Origin of the sequence: Sporosarcina sp. FSL K6-1522 (assembly GCF_038622445.1) — a bacterium.
GTDB lineage: Bacteria > Bacillota > Bacilli > Bacillales_A > Planococcaceae > Sporosarcina.
Genome location: NZ_CP152019.1, coordinates 3,003,431 through 3,027,567, shown reverse-complemented (window position 1 = coordinate 3,027,567; position 24,137 = coordinate 3,003,431). Strand labels below are relative to the sequence as shown.

Sequence of the window (24,137 nt, the reverse complement as noted above, 5' to 3'; positions counted from 1 at the left end):
GGGAGATTGAACAATGACAACGACAGTAGAACTTCAAAAACAAGGGTTGAATGAACAAACGGCAAATCAGCTACGACTTCAATTACGTCAAGAGCCACAAGTGCTTCAAATTGTGAATAACATGGATATCAAAGATCAAACGGAAATGTTGGCGCTAGGAAAAGAGCCGGCAGAAAGATTATCTCGCTTCTCAGATCGTATTTTAAATACAATGATGGTATCGAAATTAGACGATTCTGGTGATTTATTGAATCAGCTTGAAAAGTTAATGAAACGATTCGATCGCAACGAGATTACAAAGGAGCCAGGTTTTTTAGATAAGCTGTTTAAACGTGCCAAGCAACAAGCGGAAGCGATGTTTAAAAAGTATCAAACACTAGGTGGAGAAATTGAAAAAATTCATGGCCAATTCGCAATCATTGAGGACGAATTAAAGAAATCGAACCGTGAATTAGAAGAGCTTTATGAAGAAGATGTACAATATTATTTTGAACTAGAGAAATATGTGGTCGCTGCAGAAATCAAGCTAGATGAGGTTAACCAAACTTTGATACCTACTTGTCAGCAAAAGGTCGATCAAGGCGACCAAATGGCACGAATGGAGTTAGAAAATTTATTTGCAGTAAAAGAGTTATTAGAACGTAAAATTGACGACTTGGAAAAGGCGCGTATGGTAGCCGTCATCGCAGCCCCGCAAATTAAAACAATGCAAAGAGGAAACAACGATTTAGTTGCAAAAATTAATAGTGCATTTGTGACAACCATTCCGATTTTTAAAATGGGCATCATCAACACGGTGAATGCAAAACGACAAAAAGTGCATTCGGATTCGTTGAATGCTTTTGAAGATCGAGCGAATCAGATGTTACAAGATGTGACAAGTGACATTATGAAACAAAGCATCGACATTGCACAACGCTCAGGTAGCTCAAGCATTAAAATGGAGACTATCGAAAATATGTGGGACACGATTGTGTCAGGTATTGATGAGTATAAGAAAGTAAAAGAAGAGCAATCTATGCAACGCATCGAAGATCGCAAGCGTTTAGAGACATTACGTGAGGACGCAAAGCGGGTACTGTCAATGAATGGATAATGATTAAAATATTTTAGTAAAGGTGAAAACGCTTTTTGTTCTATTTTAATTATAATTCTAACTTCCAATCAACAAGCAAATCCCCCGGACCAACTTAGTCCGGGGGATTTGCTTGTTGAAAATGTTGAAAAATTGCTATGCACAAACATCTGGCATCATTGCATTTTGTATGAAGTGCCAAGAGGCCGGAGTCTTTTAGTACGTGAAGCCTTTTAAAACTAGGCTTCCTCGTGTTTTGCGTGTACTTTTTGCATAAATAAGTTTACATCTCTTGGTACTTGACGATCGAGTTTGGACACAACATAAACTGTGAGGAAACCAATTGGGACGGTAATAATTCCTGGTACTTTAAATTGCAAGGCTTCTGGTAAAGATGACGCAAAGAAAATCATAAACATGGAAGCAGCAAGCCCAACAATCAGCCCTGCAATCGCCCCTTTTTCGGTCATACCTCGCCACCAAATACCAAACAAGAATATTGGTGCAAAAGTACTCGCTGCAACAGTAAAGGCTAGTGCCACAAGATGTCCAATCGATGCCTCTTTCACAAGTAGGCCGAGTGCGCCGTAGACGAGGGCTAAAATAAGAATTGCAATTTTAGCAGCGAAGACACGCTGGCTTTGTGTTAATTCTTTTTTCGTGAATTGAGCATATAAATCATGTGCAAGTGCACCCGAGCTGGCGATAAAGAGACCTGAAAGGTTCGAGAAAATTGCTGCGAATGCGCCGGCAATGACAAGGCCAAGCATCCATTTACCACCGAGCACTTCTGCAATCGATGGAACCACCATATTATCCCCGCCAGTTACAAGGTTTTGGATCACTTCGGGGCTTAAGCCACCTTGTAAAAAGACCGCTCGTCCAACAACACCCAAATAGACAGCGAATAGAAAGAAGACGCTCGCAATTCCGATAGCCATTAGTGCAGACTTACGTGCGGATTTTGCACTTGGGTTTGTATAAAAGCGAAGTAAAATATGGGGCAATCCAATTGTCCCAAGTGAAAGACCAATGACAAGTGACACGGTATGGAAAAAGTTTGGTGTTAGAAATCCAGTAGAAGCCCAGACGCTACCATCAAACATTAAATCTTTTCCATCTTCAGTGTAAGGAGCTGTCCCACTAATTGACCCAGTGAACTCTGTAATGGCTGTTAATATTTGTTGGTAATGTAGTCCACCATAAATGGCTGCGGCTACCATTAAAACAAAAGCACCAAAGCGAATCCATAGCTCTAATGCTTGGTTCAAGGTTGTCCCTTTCATGCCGCCGATTCCGACATATAATGTCATCGTCACACATGTGAATATAATTCCAAACTCATAAGAAGTACCAAAAAACATGCTTAAAATTTGAGCTGCACCAAGTAGCTGGGGTGCGGCGTAAAATCCTGAAATCGCCAGTACGACGATAACTGCGACAACCCGTGCACGCTTACTGTGGAATCGGTAAGCGACAAAGTCCGCAACTGTAAAGGCACCAAAGCGGCGGAGTGGGCCCGCCACAAAAATCGCAAGTAAGGTTAAACCAATTGAAAAGGAAAAGGTATAAAAAGCACCATCATACCCTAGAGAGAAGGTCAGCCCGGCAAGTCCGAGAAACGTTGCTGCACTTAAATAGTCCCCGCCGATTGCTGAGCCATTTGTAAACCAGCCAAATGATCGTCCGCCAACAAAAAAGTCACTTGCTGTTGCATTTCTTTTTGACAAATAGGTGATAAAAATAATCGTTCCCATTAAAATGATAGTAAAGATATATTTAGGATCTGATAGCCAAGCGGTCATATATTTGCCCTCTCTTCCTTAATATTCTTCAGTTCGCCTTGCTTTTGATAGTCTTTTACTCTTCTTTCATATAGGCCAGTGTGAATATGTGCAATGGCATAAGCTAAAATCATGGCGACGATGGTTGTTAAAAACCAGGTAACCGACATACCTCCCCAGAATTTATAGAACGCAAGCTTTGGAAAAAACCAGTTAATAACTGGAATCGATAAGATAAAAACATAATAAAAGGATGATAGCCCGAGGCCCGTTCGAAATTCTTCTTTCATAATTTGATTGGTCTCCTCGTCGAGTGGTGCGAGTTCCCTTACGTCAATATGCCCGGCACTTTCGTCTGTCATTTGGTACTCCTGCATACAAATCCCCCCTTGGTCATTCATTATACATAACGAAAGAATGAAAGCCCTTACAATTTATTGTCGGAATTGTATAGAAAATTGCTCATTTTACGGTAAGGTATAATGGAGAGGGGGGATGATAAAGGGGAGTGAGTGTCATAAATCATCAATATTCGTCTATTGAAATCTAAGTATTCTTAACTTAAACTAGACTATAAGAGGACTATTTGTTCTTTTTTGGTATACAACCTATAAAATACCTTGTTTTAAGAAGAAAGTACGTAATGAAGTAGGTTGCAAAGGGGAGAAGTGAGTTGTCTTATAATATGTGCATTAAAGGTATTGAAATGGAGTTAGGCGAACAACTGGCTTGTTGGATTGATGAAATGGATGAGGAACATCTTGTCGTAAGGACGGGGGGGCTCTTAAAAGGGGCTATACAGATTCAGTTTGTGGAAATCGTCTGCTGGCATGACTGGATTCGACTCGCGCGCTTAAAACGGTATTACGACTGTTTTTATATTGTGATTCTGCATGAGCAGTTGCAACATACATCACCAATGGCTGTCCGATTAGGTGTGCAAGAGTTGCTTATGACACCCGTGAAAAAATCGGCTTTTTTTCGGGCGGTCCGAGGAGCACTGCACACGCTTGAGCGTCAGGAACTATCCGCAACTAAAAGGAAAGAATGTGAAACAACTACGATAACCGGCGAAGTAGCTCCTATAAATGAGCCACTTAAACAATATATGCTTCGACGTTTTTTACACGGTGACATCAAACAAGAGCAGCAAATAGTTGAAGGCCTATCATTGTTTGAAAAAGATGATTTTCCGAATGTTGTGTGCTATGTGCAAGGATTTATCTATTCAGAACAGGAAATATTTGTTCGCAATGAAATCGTTCAAACGATATGTACTAGTTTCCAACGTGCGTTTGAAGGTATTGTACCCGGACTGTATTTCCTTCCATTCAATGAATCGCTCATTATGTTATTTAGAAAAACAGAGAATAGTGAGTCGGTGAATAATTGGCAGATAGGGAGAGAATTGTTTGAAGGCGTTGTCAAGGAACTACTTGCAGAATTCGGTATTCAACTCTACATCGGTATTGGTACGCTATGCAATGAGCCTGAAAAGCTATGGTTATCCTTTCAAGAGGCTAGAATCGCGCGGAATATGCCGCCATTTCAAGGGATTTCATTACGTTATTTTGATGAATTGCCAAGAGAACCAGATATTATAAAAAGTATAGAATATATTGAAACGCAAGACACAGAAGCGATCACTGCAAAAGAGACCGCTCAGTATGTGAATTTAAGCTACTCGCATTTTGTTCGGTTATTTAAAAAAGAAACGGGCAATACCTTTTCGGAGTATGTAACATTTATGCGCCTCCGAAAAGCGGTTTGGTTACTCCGTCATACGACAAAGACGATTGAAGAAATTTCAGATGAAGCGAATTTTAATACACCAAATTACTTTAGTTCCACATTTAAAAAGGTAGTTGGGTTAACGCCACGCGAATATCGGGGCACGCAGCATATTCGATTTTCCTGAACCAACTCAAGAAGAGCGACATATATTAAAAGTATAGTAAATAGATAGGAATACAATAAAACTATTGACACCCAATTTTGGATGATGTAAGATTGGTTTCAACTTCACGATGTGATGTGTTCCCCATCGTTTCATAAATGCCCATTAGTCAACTAAAGGCATCTTTCTAACCGATTTTTTCTTACGGTTAAAAAGATGCCTTTTTATTGTCTAGGCTTCAGTATTTAGGGCTAAAGCTTTTTACAGTAAAGTAGGAACACCACTTAGTTTCTCGGTAACATTGAATCGGAGTTATTACACTATTTGATTTTAGGAGGAGAAAGCAATGGCGACAGCTACAAATATTACTTGGCATGAATCAGAGGTCACAAAAGCAAAGCGTCGGGAAGCGAAAGGACATAAAAGTGCGATTTTGTGGTTTACAGGACTGTCAGGTTCAGGAAAGTCGACGATTTCAGTCGCGTTGGAAACGGCATTGTATACAAAGGGGATTCATACGTATCGATTGGATGGGGATAATGTTCGTTTTGGTTTAAATAAAAATTTAGGGTTTAGTCCAGAGGATCGAACGGAAAATATTCGAAGAATTGGTGAAGTGGCAAAGTTAATGGTGGATGCAGGCTTGTTCACGTTGACGGCATTTATTTCTCCGTATCTTGAAGATCGTGCGCAAGTACGTGAACTCGTTGAAGCGGATGAATTCATTGAAATTTATGTGAAAGCTCGTTTGGAAACATGCGAACAACGTGATCCAAAAGGATTGTATAAGAAAGCAAGATTAGGAGAAATTAAAGGGTTTACAGGAATCGATGCACCTTATGAAGAGCCCTGCAATCCAGACATTCTGATTGATGCCGATGTGCTAAGTATTGAAGAAGCTGTCGAAGTGATCCTTCATTATTTACAAGCACAAAAGTATTTCTAATGAGTGGATAGCATAACAATATCGAGAAAAATAGTTATTTTTTATATAAAAACCTACTTGACTTATATGAATTATATATATAGTATATATGAAATAATCAGTTGTTAGTGAATAGTGTATCAATTTAAAGAGTAGGGAAGGGGAGCGGGGATGGCGAAGTTGACATATGCGTCATGGCTTGACTATGAAGATGATTTTGAAGTGGACGATGTATCAAAGGGTGCGTTACAAGCGCTGCAATGGGCGTACGATGAATATGATGATGAGCTTGTCTATGCTTGTAGCTTCGGAGTTGAGGGGATTGTGATGATTGATTTACTGTCACAAATTAAACCGACTGCTAAGGTAGTATTTCTAGATACAGGCCTTCATTTTCCAGAAACGTATGTGTTGATTGATGAAGTGAAGCAAAGGTATCCGCAGCTGTCTATTGAACTAAAAAAACCAGCATTAACGGTTGAGGAACAAGCTGAAAAAGTGGGCGATGAACTTTGGGCAAGGCAACCGGATCGTTGTTGTTATATGCGAAAAGTGCTTCCGTTGCAGGAAACGTTGAGCAAGGCAACAGCATGGTTATCCGGACTAAGGCGTGAGCAATCTCCGTCAAGAAGTCGGACCAATTTCATCAATAAGGATGATACGTTTCAATCTATTAAAATTTGTCCACTTATTTATTGGTCATGGACGGATATTTGGGATTATGTCAAGAAACATCAGCTGCCATATAACCCCCTTCATGATCAAGGCTATCCAAGTATTGGTTGTGCTCCTTGTACATTGCCAGGCGATACAACATCAGGTTCAAGATCGGGTCGTTGGGCAGACCAAACAAAAACGGAATGTGGTTTGCATAAATCGAACTAACAAAATTAGGTGAAAAATGGGGGAATTGAAATGACATTGAGTCAACCGCATGGTGGGATATTGGTGAATCGCTGGAATCCGGACTTTCAATTTGAAGGCATTACAGCGACAGTTGAATTGGATGAAATTGCAATTAGTGACTTAGATTTAATTGGAACAGGAGCTTATAGTCCATTAAGTGGTTTTCTTACTGAAGCAAATTATCATTCCGTTGTCACGACGATGAGATTGGTAACAGGAGAGCCATGGACAATACCAATTACCTTGCCAACGACTGAGGCTAATGCGCAAATTATTTCGGTGGGAAATACTGTGAAATTGGTGAAAGATGGGGTCGTCTACGGTGTGCTAGAAGTGTCGGATATTTTTGTGCCTGATAAGGAGAAAGAAGCTGAACTTGTTTATCGGACGACGGATCGTGAACATCCAGGTGTGAAAAAATTGTTTGAACGTCCGAATGTCTACTTGGGTGGAGTCATTACGCTCATCAAGCGTCGTCCACTTGACGAATTTTCAACCTATCATTATGACCCGGCTGAAACACGGAAGCATTTTCAAGCATTAGGCTGGAACACAGTCGTCGGCTTCCAAACGAGAAATCCGGTTCACAGAGCGCATGAGTATATTCAAAAAACCGCATTAGAAATTGTCGATGGTTTATTTTTAAACCCGCTTGTAGGAGAAACGAAATCGGATGATATATCGGCAGATGTGCGGCTGAAAAGCTATGAGGTATTACTGGAAAATTATTATGCCAAAGACCATGTGTTCTTAGGTGTATTTACGGCAGCGATGCGTTATGCCGGACCAAGAGAAGCTGTTTTTCATGCGATGGTGCGAAAGAACTTTGGCTGCACACACTTTATCGTTGGCCGTGACCATGCAGGTGTTGGCAACTATTATGGCACGTATGATGCACAGAAAATCTTTAGCGATTTCACGCCAGAAGAACTTGGAATCACGCTATTATTCTTCGAACATAGTTTTTACTGCAATGCATGTGAGAGTATGGCGACACCAAAAACATGCCCGCATGATGCAAGTGAGCATGTAATCTTGTCGGGCACAAAGGTGCGGGAAATGCTTCGAAATGGTGAACAGCCACCATCGACCTTTAGTCGCCGAGAAGTGATTGATGTATTAATCGCGGGACTGCAGCAACAAGGGGTTCATTCATAAATCAGCTGTAAAGTACAACGGTGAGAGGAGAGAAAAAGATGGGAAAAGTCTATTTAGTTGGCGCTGGACCTGGCGATGTTGATTTGATCACTGTTAAAGGGCTGAGATGTATTCAAGAGGCGGATGTCATTTTATATGATCGCTTAATCAATAAAGAGCTATTGAGCTATGCGAAACCGGGGGCAGATTTGATTTATTGCGGCAAGCTCCCAAAATACCATGCCATGATTCAAGAAACTATTCATCACTTTTTAGTGAAGTACGCAAAACAAGGAAAAACGGTTACACGTTTAAAAGGCGGCGATCCCTTCGTATTTGGGAGGGGAGCCGAAGAGGCGGAGGAACTTGCGAATCATGGCATTCCTTTCGAAGTGGTTCCTGGGATTACCTCGGGAATCGCTGCCCCGGCATATGCGGGCATACCTGTGACACATCGTGATTGGAGTTCTAGTTTTGCGATTGTTACAGGGCATATGCGTGCTGGAAAAAGAGATGCTATCCACTGGGAAAGTCTTGCGAAAGGAATCGACACGCTAGCGATTTATATGGGGGTTGGTAATTTACCTTATATTTGTGAGCAATTGACGAAGTTTGGTCGGGCTGAGAGTACGCCAGTTGCACTCGTTCATTGGGGCACAACGGAGTCACAGCAGACGATTACGGGCACATTGGGGACAATTGTTGAGATTGCTAGAACGTCCGATATTCAAAATCCTAGCATGATTATTATCGGCGAAGTGGTGAAGCTAAGGGAGAAAATTCAGTGGTTTGAACAAACGAAGCTACACGAAGAAATTATTCAAGAAGCCTACGTTTAAGGAAAGGGGGGATCAACGTGCAAGCAATCTTATATGTTGGCCATGGCAGTCGGATTGCGGCGGGTGCTGAAGAAGCCATTCAGTTTATAGAACGTACAAGGGCAATGATTGCGGTTCCGATTCAAGAGATTTGTTTTCTGGAATTAACGTCACCGAACATTGAAGAAGGTATTGCGCGTTGCGTAGAACGTGGTGCGACGAAAATCGCCGTTGTTCCCATCCTTCTGTTGACAGCCCATCATGCAAATGAAGATATTCCATTTGAAATCGAAGTAGGGAAAATCATGTATCCTGATGTCGCATTTACATACGGCAAAGCATTTGGTGTTCATCCTAAAATTGTTGCTAGTTTAGTAGATCGAGTGATGGAACAAAAAATCGAGATTGCTGACGATGCACAGGTATTACTGGTAGGCAGGGGCAGTAGTGACCCTGCAGTAAAGCAAGATTTAACCGCAATTGCACGGCTGTTAGGTGAACAATATCCTTTTCGTCAAGTTGATGTTTGTTTTCTTTATGGAGCTACTCCTTCTTTTGATGAAGCGCTACAACAACTGTGGCAAACAGGAGGGAAGCAAGTATTTATTATTCCTTATTTACTTTTTACTGGAATTTTAAGGCGGGGGATCGAAAAGAAAATTGCGCAGCAAGTAACCGGTAATCAGCAATTCATCCTTTGTGCAAGTTTAGGCTATCATCAATCCATTCAAGATGTGCTGATTGAACGCGTGCATGAACTGCTTGCTAAAGAACGACTTGTGCAGGTGTAATTGCTGGAAGCCGGTCATATAGGCATCTCATTTTCTATAGAGAGGATGAATAATAAGTATGGGGAAAAGGGAACAAAATCTGGAATTTACCATTGAAAAGTTAAAGCATATGCTCAGCACGATGAATTATGGCTCGATTACATTGGTTGTCCAAGATAATATCGTTGTGCAAATTGAGAAGAATGAGAAAATACGATTAAAATAAGTATTCGTTTCTTAATTAGAAAAGCAAAAATACGAGTATTGTGAGGTGGAGACGCTTGGTGCTTCAAGTGATGAACAGTCCTTTTAATCAGGAGCAAGTAGAGCTCCTAAATAAACTTTTACCGGCACTAACAGAGACTCAACAAATTTGGCTAGGTGGATATTTAAGCGCGCAGCAAATCGCGAAATCTCCGATTGAGTCTAGCAACACGGCTGTGTTGGAAGCCCAGGCAATTGTCAAAAAAGTGATTGCCAAGGAAGTAACCATTCTTGTCGGATCACAGACTGGGAACGGGCAAGGTTTAGCGGAAAAGCTAATGAAAAACTTACAAACGGAGAACTTTAACGTAACACTGACTTCGATGAATGATTTTAAGCCAAATGCGCTTAAGAAAATTGACAATTTGTTGCTAGTTGTCAGTACGCAAGGAGAAGGCGATCCACCGGATACTGCGCTGCCATTCTATGAATTTCTGCATAGTAAAAGAGCTCCCAAATTAGAGCATCTACAGTATTCTGTCCTTGCCTTAGGCGATAGTTCCTATGACTTATTCTGTCATACAGGAAAGCAGTTTGATGAAAGACTTCTTGCGTTAGGGGCAAAACAGCTAAGCCCACGTGTTGACTGTGATCTAGATTTCGATGAACCTGCTGCCGAGTGGTTTACGAAGGTTTTATTGGAATTAAATGATTTGCAAGGAAGTGAATGCACACCTACTGGGCAAGCAGCTGATGAAGGAGATGCTTCTGAACAGACGGAGTATTCACGAACGAACCCTTTTACAGCTGAAATCCTTGAAAACATTAATTTGAATGGCCGTGGCTCGAACAAGGAAACGCGCCATATTGAGCTATCGTTGGAAGGAGCGAATCTGCAGTTTGAACCTGGTGATAGTTTAGGTGTGTATCCAGAAAATGATGCAACATTGGTCGATGCATTGATTGCGGAATTAGGCTGGCATGCAGATGATTCTGTGGCAATAAATAAGCAAGGGACGTTTCGTCCGTTACGCGAGGCTTTAACTTCGAACTTTGAAATTACAGTGCTGACAAAACCATTATTGCAAAAAGTGGCGGAGTTAACGGCAAATCCTGCATTGCAAGCGTTTTTGGCATCCAAGCAGGAGCAAGAATTGAAGGATTATCTTTATGGGCGTGATTTGCTAGATTTAGTGCGCGATTTCGCACCATGGGAAATCCCAGCCCGAGAATTTGTGCCCATTTTACGAAAAATACCAGCGCGCCTGTACTCCATTGCTAGCAGTTCCAAGGCGAATCCGGATGAGGTCCATTTGACAGTTGGAACTGTCCGATATGAAGCACATGGACGTGAACGATTAGGCGTTTGTTCAGGTGAGTTTGCATTACGCGCACAACCGGGGGAAAGCCTACCCATCTATGTACAACGTAATCAGAACTTTAGATTGCCGGACAATCCAGATACGCCAATTATTATGATTGGACCCGGAACTGGCATCGCTCCGTTTCGATCATTTCTAGAAGAACGTGAGGAGATTGGAGCTGAAGGGAAGTCTTGGTTATTCTTCGGAGATCAGCACCAGGTAACCGATTTTCTTTACCAAATTGAATGGCAACAATGGCTTAAGGATGGTGTATTGACCCGGATGGATGTTGCCTTTTCTCGTGATACAGACGAGAAAATCTATGTGCAACATCGGATGCTTGAGCAGAGTCAAGCACTTTTCCAATGGTTAGAAGATGGGGCTGTCGTCTACGTTTGCGGGGATGAAAAACATATGGCAGCAGATGTCCATGCTACGTTATTGCAAATCCTTGAAGAGCAGGGAGGCATGAGCCCAGAAAAAGCAGCCGATTATGTGGCTGAATTGCAACAGCAAAAGCGCTATCAACGTGATGTTTATTAAAGAATGTGAAAAGGGGTTAGTCGGATGACAAACAAAATCGTATTGCCACCACAACCAGGTCCACCTAGTGATGTGGAAAGAATTAAACAAGAAAGTAATTATCTACGGGGATCACTTGTAGAAACGCTTGAATATCCGATTAGCTCGGGGATACCTGACGATGATAATCGTCTGATGAAATTTCACGGTAGCTACTTGCAAGATGATCGTGATTTACGCAATGAGCGACAACGCCAAAAGTTAGAGCCTGCTTATCAGTTTATGGTACGTGTCCGTCTTCCCGGCGGAGTGACGACTCCAGAACAGTGGTTGGTGATGGATCGACTTGCCAATCAGTATGGGAATGGCACATTGAAGCTAACAACTCGTCAAGCGTACCAGATGCATGGCATCTTAAAATGGAATATGAAGAAGAATATGCAGGAGATTAATGCGGCATTAATGGATACACTTGCGGCATGTGGAGATGTCAACCGCAATGTTATGTGCAATCCGAACCCGTATCAGTCGGCGGTCCATGGGGAAGTATACGAATGGTCAAGAAAGCTTAGCGATTATCTTTCACCACGAACGAATGCCTATCACGAAATTTGGCTAGATGGTGAAAAGGTCGTTGACAGTCAAGATTCAAACGAGGAAATTGAGCCGATGTATGGTGCGCTTTATTTGCCAAGGAAATTTAAGATTGGCTTAGCTGTGCCACCTTGTAATGATGTCGATGTTTTTTCGCAAGATCTTGGGTTAATTGCGATATTAGAAGATGACAAACTAGTAGGCTTCAATATTGCTGTTGGCGGCGGTATGGGGATGACACATGGAGATACGCAGACTTATCCGCAATTGGCGCGTGTGATTGGTTTCTGCGCACCAGATCAACTGTTAGAAGTAGCGGAAAAAATCATCACGATTCAGCGTGACTATGGAAACCGTTCTGTACGTAAATATGCTCGTTTCAAGTACACAGTTGATGCAAAAGGGTTAGAGTGGATTACGAATGAACTCAATAGTCGATTAGGTTGGAAATTAGAAGCCGCACGTAAATATCATTTTGAACATAATGGAGATCGTTATGGATGGGTGAAAGGAAGCAACGGTAAGTGGCATTTCACACTCTTTATCCAGAGTGGTCGAATTCAAGATTTTGAAGATTATCAACTTATGACTGGACTTCGCGAAATTGCCAAGATTCATACGGGAGATTTTCGATTGAGCCCGAACCAAAATCTCCTCATCAGCAATGTTTCAAGTGAAGATAAGAAGAAAATTAGTGAATTGATGGAACAATATCGATTGACTGATGGAGAGCAACATTCTGCATTGCGACGAAGTTCGCTTGCATGTGTGGCTTTTCCAACTTGTGGGTTGGCGATGGCTGAAGCTGAACGCTATCTTCCTTCACTATTGGATAAAATCGAATTGATGTTAGATGAATCGGGATTGCGCGATAAAGAGATTGTCATTCGGATGTCAGGTTGTCCAAATGGTTGTTCTCGTCCTGCGTTAGGCGAAATAGCCTTTATCGGGAAAGCGCCCGGCAAGTACAATATGTATTTAGGGGCTGGGTTTGCTGGAGACCGGCTAAATAAGATTTATCGAGAAAACATTGGAGAAGCGGAGATTCTAGCTTTACTAAAACCACTCATTAGCCAATACGCGAAAGAAAGGCTAGAAGGTGAGCATTTCGGAGATTTTGTGATCCGCGCTGGCCATGTAAAAGCCGTTCAATCAGGCTTGGATTTTCATGATGAATAGAGGGGTATTGAACAAGACCGTTATATCTACGGTCTTGTTTAGTAGCGTATAAGGGCAGGTGAATCGGTGATGGCCTTCTATCCAGTGATGTGTAATGTGGAAAATACAGTGGCAATCGTCGTGGGGGGCGGGCGGATTGCCTACCGGAAAATTGTTGGCTTGTTACAAGCAGGTGCATGTGTAACCGTAATTAGCCCAGAAATTCATGTGGAAATCGAAAAGTTACTCGAAGAAAAGCAGATTATTTGGCGGAAAAAAGTGTTTGAAGCACGCGATCTTGAATTTGCATGGATTGTCATTGCCGCAACGAATCATCAGGAGGTGAATGAGCAGGTCGCGTTAGCTACAAGTCCTCATCAACTTGTCAATGTCGTTGATAATCCAGAAATCAGTAACTTCCATGTCCCTGCAAAGCTTACCCGGGGAGACTTGATTATAAGTGTGGCAACGGGAGGGGCAAGCCCAACCTTAGCCAAAGTGATTCGTGACGAACTCGCGGTCGTCTTTGACGATTCTTATGAGGGCTATCTTGAATTTCTTACCCTATCGCGAGAAAAAATAAAATACACATTTCTTGATTGGAAAACGAAAAGGCAGTTGCTCAAAGATATTACGGAAAAGTCTTATAGACAATCAATCGAAAAACAGCAAGCCTTCCTAGAATTGATGGATGCATTTATTATAAAATCTGAGTAAAAAAATAGATTGGCGAACCTAATTTGGGCCGTCAATCTATTTTTTTCGGTAATTAGCTAGTCTGAATTGCGACTCACATTAAACTACAGTATACTTCACTAATAGTTTAATGTTCACTCAATTCAAAATAGGTGATGAAGGAGCATTTGGTAGAGGAAGTATATGCATGCTAGGGGGGAATCGATGAATAAAATAACGTTCGCTTTATTCGTCATTTTAACAACTGGATTAATGGGCTCTTCATTTGCGGTTGGGAAGTTTGGTCTTGTCTATTGGTCACCTCTATTATTAGTTGCTTGCCGTTTTACACTTGCGGGGGTTATTATGGCGATTATGGTAAAAGTCTTAAAAAAACAGCATCCTGCGAAGTGGATTGACTGGATGTGGCTAGTGCTGGTTGGACTTTTTCAAACAGCGTGTGTAATGGGGTGTATTTTTCTAGCATTACGGACCATTACTTCGGGCGAAACGTCTATTTTAACGTTTATGAACCCATTACTTGTCGTTGTATTTGGAACGGTTTTTCTAAAGGCGCGCTATCGAATCCAACAATGGGTAGGTGTGTTGTTTGGATTAATCGGTGTTTTTATTACAATGGGTGGCCAATTGGATATTAGAATAGGAACCTTGCTTGGCTTTCTGTCTGCGGTTTCTTGGGCGATTGCAACGTTATTAGTTAAAACACACGGCTATAAGTTTGATACATGGGTGATGACCGCATATCAAATGCTTTTTGGTGGTTTGCTTCTCTTTGTAGCTAGTTTTCTATTGGAAGAGCCGTTCTTTGTCCTGAATCCACAATCGATTTCAATTTTACTGTGGCTTGCGATCCCAGCCTCCATTGTGCAATTTTCCATCTGGTTTTATTTATTGCAACAAGGAAATCCGGAGAAAACGAGTGCATTTCTCTTTTTAGCTCCGTTCTTTGGCGTGATTTCTGGTTGGATTTTGCTTGATGAGCGATTAAAGTGGTCCATTCTATTAGGTGGTACTTTTATCTTTATAGGGATTTTTCTTGTGAACTGGAAGAGCGAGAGAAATGGCAAAGTTCTTTTGGGGGATTTATTCAATAAAAGGTTGTTAGGACGAGATAGCTCGTCTTAACAGCCTTTTTCTTATAATGATACAACACAAAAGTATATGAAAGGAAAATTGACAAAAAACAATTAATTGATAAAATAACTATAGGATTCGAAAGTTAATGAGAGGAAGTGTAGAGATGAACTACCAACAATTATTTAGTTTACAAGGGAAAACAGCACTTATTACTGGAGGAGCGAGAGGGCTTGGCAAAGCAATGGCTGAGGCATTGGCACAATCCGGTGCCAATATTGTCATTGCAGATATGGAAGTAGCTTCAGCGGAAAAGGCTGCGCAAGAGCTGGCTTCGTTCGGGGGTAAGACATTAGGTCTTCAAGTGGATGTTACAAACGAAGAACAAGTGAAAACAATGGTTGAACGGATTGTAAGCGAATTCACTGAACTGAATATTGTTATTAATAATGCCGGGATTTGTCAAAAAATCACGGTAGAAGAACAGAGTTTAGAAGACTGGAAGAAGACGATGGATGTCAATGTTAACGGCGTTTTTCTCGTTTCCAAATATACAGGAAAACAGATGAAAGCGCAGGGGGGCGGCTCGATTATTAATGTTGCGTCCATGTCTAGCTTCATTGCTAACACGGAAGCGCAATGTGCGTATAACGCATCGAAAGCGGCGGTAGATATGATGACAAAATGTATGGCATCTGAGTGGGCAGGAGACCGAATCCGTGTCAATGCGATTGCACCAGGCTATATGAAAACAGATATGACAAAGCCGATCTTTGCACCAGGCGGTGAACTTGCACATGTACTCGACTTAGTGCCATTAAAACGTCTTGGTGAACCGTATGAACTTGGTGGGTTAGCGATTTACCTAGCATCGGAAGCGTCGTCATTCGTGACGGGTTCTACATTTATCGTCGATGGTGGCTATACGATTTGGTGAATAATAAAAAAGTAGCTGGGAATATATCCAGCTACTTTTTTTATAGTTTATTTGGAGAAGCGATTAGAACTTCTACATCAAGATCAATAAGTTGCTCTTTGTACCCTTCAGGCATGCTGTTGTCTGTAATAATCATATCGATCTGACTAGTTGTCGCAAAAGAGGCAAATGAATTTTTATTCATTTTTGTATGATCTAGTAGCGCAACGATTTTCTTGGAGGCGGTTACCATCGATTTTTTCAACTCGACTTCGTACATGCTAAAGTCAGTTAAGCCGGAAGTAATCGTGAAGCCATTAGCTGAAGTGAACATGATGTCGATATGAATTTGACTTAAAATACTAGCACCAAGATTACCTTCTACTGAATACGATCCTTTTTTAACAATGCCACCTAATAAAATAACCGTGATATCTGGGTGATTATGTAGCTCAAGCGCTGTATTTATTCCACTTGTCACGACTGTTAGCCGGATAGGCATATCTTTTAGAACTCTGGCTAATTCTAATGCAGTCGAACTGGCATCTAGCATAATGCATTGCCCATTTGAAAGGAGTTTAGCAGCTTGTTTGGCGATGGTTGATTTTTCAAATTTATTCTTTTGTTCTCGAGTGGAGAAGCTTGTTTCATTATCTGATTGCTCTACCAACATAGCTCCACCGTGTGTTCTTTTTAAAAGACCGTCATCTTCCATTTTTGTTAAATCTGTTCGTAGTGTTGCTTCGGATACTTTAATGGCTCTTGAGAGCTCTTTAATTGTTACACGTTTGTGCTCTGTCAACTGATCTAAAATAATCTGTCTTCTTTCCGGTGCAAACATTTTTTTCACACAATCACCTGCATATCTATGATATTTTTCTTCGATGAATACTTATATTATAACCATACAATAAAACTAAATGAAAAAACATAAAATATAAAAAAGCTCTTAAAAGCAAAGTGTAAAGGAAAGAGCAGCTATTTTCAATAGAAGGGAGTAAGTAAATTGATGATATCCTGAAAAAAACAATAAAAATCATCTAAATGATTATTCAACTATAAATAATATATGATTTTATTTTATTAATTATAGCTTAATCACTTACAAGTAAAAATAAACGAAAATAATTAATAAAATACATTGACTATTCGATAGTAAACGATTTATAATGAAAACGATTACAGAAATGAATTAAAAAATTCTAAAAGCTCAAAAGGGCCTTGCAATCCATTTGAATATCAAAAAGAAACAAAAAAACCATTGACGGCGAACAAAACATAACCAAAAAATCTGTTTATTTAAGGGAGAGATATCGAATGTCTACAAGCATACCGAAAACAATGAAGGCGATTGTAGCTTATGAACCAGGCGATTATCGATTGGAAGAAGTGGCGGTTCCAGAAATTGGCGAGGGTGAAATCCTTGTCAAAGTAGAAGCATGTGGAATTTGTGCTGGAGATTTGAAAGCATTTGACGGAGCACCGAGTTTTTGGGGAGATGCAACGCAACCAGCTTATATTAAAGCACCTATGATTCCAGGACATGAATTCATAGGACATGTAGTGAAATTGGGAGAAGGCGTGAAAGGATTTGAAATCGGCGATCGTATCATTTCAGAACAAATCGTACCTTGCTGGGATTGCCGATTCTGCAAACGTGGTCAATATTGGATGTGTCAAAAGCACGACCTCTATGGCTTCCAAAGCAATGTTAACGGCGGTATGGCCGAGTATATGAAATTCACAAAAGAAGCGATTAATTATAAAGTGCCTGAAGATTTACCAATTGAAAAAGCAATCTTAATTGAACCGTATGCTTGTTCTTATCACGCCGTAGAACGTGCGCAAATTGAACTTGGAGATGTTGTTGTACTAGCGGGTGCAGGAACACTTGGCTTAGGAATGATTGGTGCCATCAAAAAATCGGGTCCTGGAAAACTGATTGTGCTTGATTTGTTTGATGATCGTCTTGAATTAGCGAAGCAATTTGGCGCAGATATGGTATTAAATCCGATGAGAGACGATGTAGATGCTATTGTCAAAGAACTGACAGAAGGCTATGGCTGTGACATTTACATTGAAGCAACAGGTGCTCAAAAATCGGTTGAACAAGGATTAAACATGATTCGTAAATTGGGCAGATTTGTTGAGTTCAGCGTCTTTAAAGACCCTGTAACAGTAGACTGGAGCATAATTAGTGATCGAAAAGAGCTTGACGTACTCGGATCTCACTTAGGTCCATACTGCTATGAGCCAGTTATTAAAGGAATTTCGAATGGTGATCTTCCGACAGAGGGTGTTGTCACACATGAATTCCCACTTGAGGAGTTTAAAAAAGGGTTTGATCTTGTTCGAAGTGGATCAGATTCACTTAAGGTAGTCTTAAACCCAAATTTATAAATTAATGAATTTTGAATAGGCTCCTATTTTTTCTTGGGAGCCTATTTATTTAAAACAAATTGGAGGGAAAACTAGTGAATAATGGATTTTTAGGGAAACTAGGCATGGATTCTAAGATGGCTTTAGGTTATTTAGGTGTTTTGCTCTTCATGATGGGAGATGGACTGGAACTTGGTTGGTTATCTTCTTATTTAATTGATAACGGCCTAACTGTACAGCAATCTGCACTTTTGTTTAGTGTCTACGGCTTCGCGGTTGCAATTGCAGCATGGCTTTCTGGCGTACTTGCAGAAGTGTTAGGTCCGCGTAAAGTAATGACGCTCGGATTTATCTTGTTTGTTACTGGAACTATTGTCTTTTTGACGGTTGGGATTCCAACGATGAATCTTGCGGTCATGATTCCAACGTATTCATTACGTGGACTTGGTTATCCATTATTTGCGTATTCATTCCTCGTATGGCTAACATACTATGCGCCAACTGAGAAGCTTGGAACAGCTGTAGGTTGGTTCTGGGTTGCGTTTGCAGGTGGATTGAATGTGCTTGGTGCTTACTACTCAAGTTTTGCTCTTCCTTACCTTGGTGAAATGAAAGCACTTTGGAGTGCGCTCATTTTCGCTACAATTGGTGCGGTTTTAGCCATTTATTTAAATAAAGATGACGGTAGTAACCGTAAGAAATTTGAATCAAAAGCGGATATGTTTAAGTACATATCAAAGGGGATTACGATTGCATTTGAACGACCTAAAGTGGGAATTGGCGGTATTGTTCGAACAATCAACACAGCAGGTGCTTATGGATTAGTCGTTTTCTTACCAGCGTTTATGATGGATGTCGGTTTCACTCGATCTGAGTGGTTGCAAATTTATGGTGCGCTTTGGACGAGTAATGTAATCTTTAACTTAATTTGGGGTGTTGTTGGTGACCGAATTGGCTGGAGGAATACAGTCATGTGGTTTGGTGGTATTGGATGTGCGGTCTTTATCATGGCCCTTTATTATGTCCCATACCTTTTAGGTCCGAATTATGCCGCGACTTTAGTTGTTGCCATTTGTTTTGGGGCATGTGTCGCAGCTTTTGTACCGTTATCTGCGTTATTGCCATCACTTGCTCCAGAGAACAGAGGAGCAGCGATGTCCATTTTGAATTTAGGTGCAGGTCTCAGTACGTTTGTTGGCCCAGCAATTGTGGGTCTTTTCATCGGGACGGTTGGAACTGTAGGGATTCTATGGATTTACTCAGGTCTTTATATCGTTAGTTCCATTTTGATGATATTCGTAACGTTACCAAAACAGCAACAAGCATCTGATCAAGCTGCGAATGTAGCCACTACTTAATAAAAAGAACAATGGGAACGTCTGCATGCAGACGTTCTTGAATTTTGTCTAAAATGATGATGATTAATAACAAACGAAAACAAATGAAAGTAATAGTTGACTTTTTCGATTATAAATGAAAAAATATACTTAAAGATAAAAGAAGAAACTATTGAAGGGACGATGTATAATGAAAATAGGATTAGGCTCTGACCACAATGCTTTTGATATGAAGGTAAGTTTGAAGGAGTATATTGAAGAGCTAGGTCATGAGGTAGTCGACTACGGCTCACAAGATTCATGCACAGAAGTGGATTATCCAGCAGTCGCATTTGACGTTTCGGTCGCGATTAACGAGAAACAGTTAGATCGTGCAATTCTTGTTTGCGGAACGGGAATCGGTATGGCAATTGCAGCGGGGAAAGTACCTGGCATTCGGGCGGCTTTGTGTCACGATACATACTCAGCAGAACGTGCACAAAAGAGTAACGATGCACAAGTCTTGACGATGGGCGCTAAAGTAATCGGTATTGAAACTGCGAAAAAAGTAGTGGAAATGTATCTTGCATCAGAATTCCCAGGTGGTAACTCAGCAAGAAAAGTGCAGCAAATCATGGATAAAGAGCAGGAATTCCTGAAAGGAGCTGGAGTACAAGCGTGAAAAAGTTAATTAATAATCCAACATATGTTGTAGAAGAAATGATTGAAGGATATGTGAAAGCGCATCCGAATCATGTAAGACAATTAGAGGAAAATGCACGCTCACTTGTTACAGCAAAAGAAACACGCGAAGGAAAAGTGGGGGTGTTAATCGGCGGTGGTTCTGGACATGAACCGGCCTTTATGGGCTACGTTGGAGATGGCATGGCAGATGGTGTTGCAGTTGGTAACATTTTTGCCTCACCTCCTCCAGATCCTATTTTGGAAGCGACAAAAGTAATTGATAAAGGTGAGGGCGTTGTCTATATTTATGGAAACTACGCAGGAGACCTTATGAACTTTGGCATGGCAGCTGAGCTAGCAGATCTCGAAAGTGGGATTAAAGTAGGTACAGTAATTGTGACGGATGATGTTGCTTCTGCTCCGAAAGAGGAAATGGAAAAGCGTCGTGGAATTGCTGGCGAATTCTTTATTACGAAGGCGGCTGGGGCTGCTTCAGCAAAAGGATTTAATTTTGATGATGTAATTCGAGTTACACAAAAAGCGAATGATTATACACGTACAATGGGTGTAGGATTGTCACCATGTTCACTTCCACAAACGGGACAGCCGAGCTTTATATTAGAGGACAATGAAATGGAGATTGGTCTGGGCCACCACGGTGAGCCTGGAATTGAAAAAGGGGAATTACAGCCTGCTGATCAAGTTGTAGACCGCCTTGTTCAAGATATTCTCGCTGATATGCCGGTTGAATCCGGAGAGAAAGTAGCCGTTCTTGTGAATGGTCTTGGCTCTACAACGAGAATGGAATTGTATATTATGTTTAGACGTGTTGACCAAATTTTGAGTGAAAAAGGCATTGTTATTCACCGTTCATATGTTGGTGACTATAGCACTTCACTTGAAATGGGAGGCGCATCAATTACGATTATGAAACTGGACGAAGAATTGGCGGAGCTTGTTGATTATCCGGCAGATTGTCCAATGTATGTTCAAAAATAAGGAGGCGTATCCATTGAAAATGACTGCTGATGTGTTTAAAAACTTTTTGGCTAACGTTGTAACGATGGTTGAAGAACAAAAAGACTATTTATGTGAGTTAGATCGAAAACTTGGCGATGGCGATCATGGCGTCACGATGTCGATTGGTTGGCAAGCTGTCAACGAAAAGTTAAATGGGGAACTAAAAGATGAAGAAGACTGTGGCAAAATTGCAATCTTAACAGGCCGTACGTTTTTAAGTGCAGTTGGTTCTTCAGTTGGACCACTTTATGCAACAGGTTTCATGAGAGGTGCAAAAGCTTTTCAAGGGAAGTCAGAAGTGACAGATGAAGACCTAAAAGATTTCTGGGTAGCTTTTGTTGAAGGTATTAAAGAACGCGGGAAAGCGGAAGTTGGAGATAAAACTATGGTAGACACGCTTCAACCAACATTGGAAAGCTTGCAAGCGAACTTTGCAATATCTAATGATTTTGAAGTTGCATTTACTGAAGCGGTAGCTGCAGGTAAAGCAGGTATGGAATCGACAAAAGAGTTGCTGTCTAAACGTGGAAGATCTAGTCGTCTTGGCGAGCGTTCTTTAGGAACAATCGATCCGGGCGCAATGTCAGCTTATCTTATACTTGAAACATTTTTAACGACAATCAAATCTACTCAAACAGCGTAATGAAACAAATCACCTGCTCATCAAAAGTCAAAACTTGTTGACGGGCGGGTGATTTTTTATTAACATACAGAAGGCTCTTCGATAATTTGAATGGACAACTATACAAACAATAGCATGAAAAGAGGGTGGATGAATTGTCAGAGATACATACGAAACAGGTAACGAATATTCAATCACTCCCGAGTGAATTTCTAACAGTGGTACAGCAGGCTGCAACTGCTGTTTATCCGTGGATTGGAAAAGGCGATAAAAACGGAGCAGATGGTGCTGCGACAAAAGTAATGCGGGATGCGATGAATCACATAAATATGGATGCACGTATTGTTATCGGTGAAGGTGAGATGGATGAGGCACCTATGTTATTCATCGGTGAGCAACTTGGTATAGGGAATGGCCCTGCTGTAGATATCGCAGTCGATCCGGTTGAAGGCACGACAAATGTATCGAAAGGTCTGGATAATTCCTTGGTTGTTCTTGCGGTGGCAGAGCAAGGAACGTTGTTACATGCGCCAGATATGTATATGGAAAAAATCGCAGTAGGACCTAAAGCGAAAGGCTGTATCGATTTAAATCTTTCACTAACGGAAAACATGAAGGCGGTTGCCAAAGCGCTTGGAAAAGATGTAAGTGAATTGACGGTCATGATGCAGGACCGACCGCGTCATGATCATTTATTGAAGCAGGTACTTGAAGTAGGTGCGAAGGTTCGAATGTTTGCAGATGTAGACATTACAGGTGCGATTGCAACGGCAATTGATGAGTTAGATGTCGACCTGTTAGTTGGCACAGGTGGGGCACCAGAAGGCGTTATATCTGCTGTGGCATTGAAATGTCTTGGGGGAGACTTCCAAGGCAGACTTGCACCTATCAATGAGGAAGAACGTGTACGCTGTGTGAAGATGGGGATAACCAATCTGGATGCTGTCCTGACGATGGATGATATTGTGAGGACCGATGATTGTTTCTTTATTGCCACGGGCATTACAGACGGTTCACTTTTGAAGGGTGTTCGTAAAAAAGCAGATGGCAAAATAGCAACACATTCCTTTATCGCAACGAGCACACATTCACAATTTGTAGAAACAAGTCATTAAAAAATTATAAAAAAATAGAGACACTATCTAAAAAGGATAGTCGTCTCTATTTTTGTTTATATTATAATATATGGCGATCGATTTTCAATATAAGCTCGGCAATTTCAGGTTTACTGATTTGGTCGAGTGCTCCGACCTGATCGCCTTTATGACGCAAATCATCTGTAATTAAGCTTGAGAAAATCACAATCGGTAGTTTGGATAGGACTGGATGAGATTTGATTTTTTTTGTTAAATGATGGCCATCCATCTGTGGCATTTCGATATCGGTAATGACGAATTGTACATGTTTTTCAATATCATCATTTTCAGTAGCTATACTTTCTAAATAATCGTAAGCAAGCTTTCCGTTTTCAAAGAATTCCAGGTTGACATAACCAGCTTCTGAAAGAGTATCTGATAATAGTTTACGTAATAATGGCGAATCTTCTGCGATGACGATTTTCTTTTCAGAACGCTCCCGTTTCCCAAGCTTTTTCACGGCTTCAACATTGATGCCAGATTCTGGATTAATGTCGACCATGATTTTTTCGAAATCAAGTAGTAAAATCATCTCACCAAGATGTTTGATGACCCCGATAATTTGTGAATTACCGCCTTGATACATATCAGAAGGCTTTTCAATTTGTTCCCAAGAAAAGCGGTGAATTTGTGTCACATTTCCAACGTGGAATACAACGGTTTGCTTATTGAACTCCGCCACAATAAATTTCTCTTGTGCATTTTGCGTGTGTGGGGGGAGGCCAAGCGCTTTAAACATGTCAACCACAGGCAATACTTCGCCGCGAAGCTGAATAATCCCTTCCACATGAGGATGGGCATGAGGGATATAAGTAATCGCGATCGGTTGAATAATTTCCTTTACTTTAATCACGTTAATACCAAATTTGCTGTTCCCTACTTCGAATTCAACGATTTCGAGCTCATTTGTGCCACTTTCTAACAAAATTCCTTTATGTTCTTGCATGAAGTCCACTCCTCAACGGCTTTTAGTAATTCAATTGTATCATGGAAAGGGTATTTTTTCTATATTGCTCTGACCTTCTTCTCGGTAATAATAGTTAGACTTTTTCGGTTTATTATTTATGGTGTTAGTTTCTTTGTATTCTTTGTAGTTTAAGAGTAAAATAAGAATAACTATGCCAGTTGTCCAAAAGAGTG

The 24,137-nt window shown here is 40.9% G+C and carries 23 protein-coding genes; 19 read left to right on the top strand and 4 right to left on the bottom strand.

Going from position 1 to position 24,137, the window contains the following annotated elements:
- Positions 1 to 13: 13 nt before the first annotated feature.
- Positions 14 to 1,096 carry a toxic anion resistance protein gene (locus MKY34_RS14920; RefSeq protein ID WP_342511889.1) on the top strand — a complete coding sequence of 361 codons (1,083 nt, stop codon included), beginning with the start codon at positions 14 to 16 and terminating at the stop codon, positions 1,094 to 1,096.
- Between the two features lie 218 nt (positions 1,097 to 1,314).
- Here MKY34_RS14920 and MKY34_RS14915 read toward each other — a convergent pair whose 3' ends face one another.
- Positions 1,315 to 2,880, bottom strand: a complete 1,566-nt coding sequence (locus MKY34_RS14915; protein WP_342511886.1) for a cation acetate symporter — start codon at positions 2,878 to 2,880, stop codon at positions 1,315 to 1,317.
- Complete coding sequence (locus MKY34_RS14910) at positions 2,877 to 3,236, bottom strand: hypothetical protein (RefSeq protein WP_342511884.1); 360 nt, start codon at positions 3,234 to 3,236, stop codon at positions 2,877 to 2,879. Before MKY34_RS14910 ends, MKY34_RS14915 begins: the two co-directional genes overlap by 4 nt.
- 296 nt (positions 3,237 to 3,532) lie before the next feature.
- Here MKY34_RS14910 and MKY34_RS14905 point away from each other — a divergent pair, with 296 nt between their 5' ends.
- The 12 genes from MKY34_RS14905 (at position 3,533) to MKY34_RS14850 (ending at position 15,861) form a co-directional block, all read left to right on the top strand.
- Positions 3,533 to 4,777, top strand: coding sequence for a helix-turn-helix domain-containing protein (locus MKY34_RS14905; RefSeq protein WP_342511882.1), 1,245 nt, complete (start codon positions 3,533 to 3,535; stop codon positions 4,775 to 4,777).
- A gap of 325 nt (positions 4,778 to 5,102) precedes the next feature.
- On the top strand, positions 5,103 to 5,702 hold the full coding sequence (gene cysC, locus MKY34_RS14900) for an adenylyl-sulfate kinase (RefSeq protein WP_342511880.1): 600 nt from the start codon (positions 5,103 to 5,105) through the stop codon (positions 5,700 to 5,702).
- Positions 5,703 to 5,852: 150 nt separating this feature from the next.
- Entirely contained in the window at positions 5,853 to 6,566 is a 714-nt protein-coding gene (locus MKY34_RS14895) for a phosphoadenylyl-sulfate reductase (protein WP_342511877.1), read from the top strand.
- A 30-nt stretch (positions 6,567 to 6,596) separates the two neighbouring features.
- Complete coding sequence (gene sat / locus MKY34_RS14890) at positions 6,597 to 7,745, top strand: sulfate adenylyltransferase (protein ID WP_342511875.1); 1,149 nt, start codon at positions 6,597 to 6,599, stop codon at positions 7,743 to 7,745.
- A 38-nt stretch (positions 7,746 to 7,783) separates the two neighbouring features.
- Positions 7,784 to 8,563 carry a uroporphyrinogen-III C-methyltransferase gene (cobA, locus tag MKY34_RS14885; RefSeq protein WP_342511873.1) on the top strand — a complete coding sequence of 260 codons (780 nt, stop codon included), beginning with the start codon at positions 7,784 to 7,786 and terminating at the stop codon, positions 8,561 to 8,563.
- A 17-nt stretch (positions 8,564 to 8,580) separates the two neighbouring features.
- A complete protein-coding gene (locus MKY34_RS14880; protein WP_342511871.1) occupies positions 8,581 to 9,333 on the top strand; it encodes a sirohydrochlorin chelatase in 753 nt (250 codons plus the stop codon).
- Between the two features lie 58 nt (positions 9,334 to 9,391).
- The gene (locus MKY34_RS14875) at positions 9,392 to 9,538 is read left to right on the top strand and encodes a YezD family protein (protein WP_342511869.1); all 147 of its coding nucleotides are present in this window, start codon (positions 9,392 to 9,394) and stop codon (positions 9,536 to 9,538) included.
- Between the two features lie 55 nt (positions 9,539 to 9,593).
- Positions 9,594 to 11,423, top strand: coding sequence for an assimilatory sulfite reductase (NADPH) flavoprotein subunit (locus tag MKY34_RS14870; RefSeq protein WP_342511867.1), 1,830 nt, complete (start codon positions 9,594 to 9,596; stop codon positions 11,421 to 11,423).
- 24 nt (positions 11,424 to 11,447) lie between these two features.
- Entirely contained in the window at positions 11,448 to 13,175 is a 1,728-nt protein-coding gene (cysI, locus tag MKY34_RS14865; RefSeq protein ID WP_342511866.1) for an assimilatory sulfite reductase (NADPH) hemoprotein subunit, read from the top strand.
- 69 nt (positions 13,176 to 13,244) lie between these two features.
- Complete coding sequence (locus MKY34_RS14860; protein ID WP_342511864.1) at positions 13,245 to 13,871, top strand: NAD(P)-binding protein; 627 nt, start codon at positions 13,245 to 13,247, stop codon at positions 13,869 to 13,871.
- 183 nt (positions 13,872 to 14,054) lie between these two features.
- Entirely contained in the window at positions 14,055 to 14,975 is a 921-nt protein-coding gene (locus MKY34_RS14855) for a DMT family transporter (RefSeq protein ID WP_342511862.1), read from the top strand.
- A gap of 115 nt (positions 14,976 to 15,090) precedes the next feature.
- Entirely contained in the window at positions 15,091 to 15,861 is a 771-nt protein-coding gene (locus MKY34_RS14850) for a glucose 1-dehydrogenase (protein ID WP_342511861.1), read from the top strand.
- A 40-nt stretch (positions 15,862 to 15,901) separates the two neighbouring features.
- Here the strand turns inward: MKY34_RS14850 and MKY34_RS14845 are convergent, their stop codons facing one another.
- Positions 15,902 to 16,681, bottom strand: a complete 780-nt coding sequence (locus tag MKY34_RS14845) for a DeoR/GlpR family DNA-binding transcription regulator (RefSeq protein WP_342515275.1) — start codon at positions 16,679 to 16,681, stop codon at positions 15,902 to 15,904.
- Positions 16,682 to 17,157: 476 nt separating this feature from the next.
- Between MKY34_RS14845 and MKY34_RS14840 the strand changes: the two genes are divergently transcribed.
- From MKY34_RS14840 to glpX, 6 genes are all read left to right on the top strand, one after another.
- On the top strand, positions 17,158 to 18,240 hold the full coding sequence (locus MKY34_RS14840) for an alcohol dehydrogenase catalytic domain-containing protein (RefSeq protein ID WP_342511859.1): 1,083 nt from the start codon (positions 17,158 to 17,160) through the stop codon (positions 18,238 to 18,240).
- 104 nt (positions 18,241 to 18,344) lie between these two features.
- Complete coding sequence (locus MKY34_RS14835; RefSeq protein ID WP_342515274.1) at positions 18,345 to 19,577, top strand: MFS transporter; 1,233 nt, start codon at positions 18,345 to 18,347, stop codon at positions 19,575 to 19,577.
- Positions 19,578 to 19,746: 169 nt separating this feature from the next.
- Complete coding sequence (gene rpiB, locus MKY34_RS14830) at positions 19,747 to 20,217, top strand: ribose 5-phosphate isomerase B (protein ID WP_342511857.1); 471 nt, start codon at positions 19,747 to 19,749, stop codon at positions 20,215 to 20,217.
- Positions 20,214 to 21,218, top strand: a complete 1,005-nt coding sequence (locus MKY34_RS14825) for a dihydroxyacetone kinase subunit DhaK (protein ID WP_342511855.1) — start codon at positions 20,214 to 20,216, stop codon at positions 21,216 to 21,218. Before rpiB ends, MKY34_RS14825 begins: the two co-directional genes overlap by 4 nt.
- Positions 21,219 to 21,231: 13 nt before the next feature.
- Positions 21,232 to 21,882 carry a dihydroxyacetone kinase subunit DhaL gene (dhaL, locus tag MKY34_RS14820; protein WP_342511854.1) on the top strand — a complete coding sequence of 217 codons (651 nt, stop codon included), beginning with the start codon at positions 21,232 to 21,234 and terminating at the stop codon, positions 21,880 to 21,882.
- 134 nt (positions 21,883 to 22,016) lie between these two features.
- The gene (glpX, locus tag MKY34_RS14815; protein WP_342511852.1) at positions 22,017 to 22,976 is read left to right on the top strand and encodes a class II fructose-bisphosphatase; all 960 of its coding nucleotides are present in this window, start codon (positions 22,017 to 22,019) and stop codon (positions 22,974 to 22,976) included.
- Between the two features lie 61 nt (positions 22,977 to 23,037).
- Here the strand turns inward: glpX and MKY34_RS14810 are convergent, their stop codons facing one another.
- Positions 23,038 to 23,943 (bottom strand): chemotaxis protein, encoded by a 906-nt coding sequence (locus tag MKY34_RS14810; RefSeq protein WP_342511850.1) that lies wholly within the window; start codon positions 23,941 to 23,943, stop codon positions 23,038 to 23,040.
- Between the last annotated feature and the right edge of the window lie 194 nt (positions 23,944 to 24,137).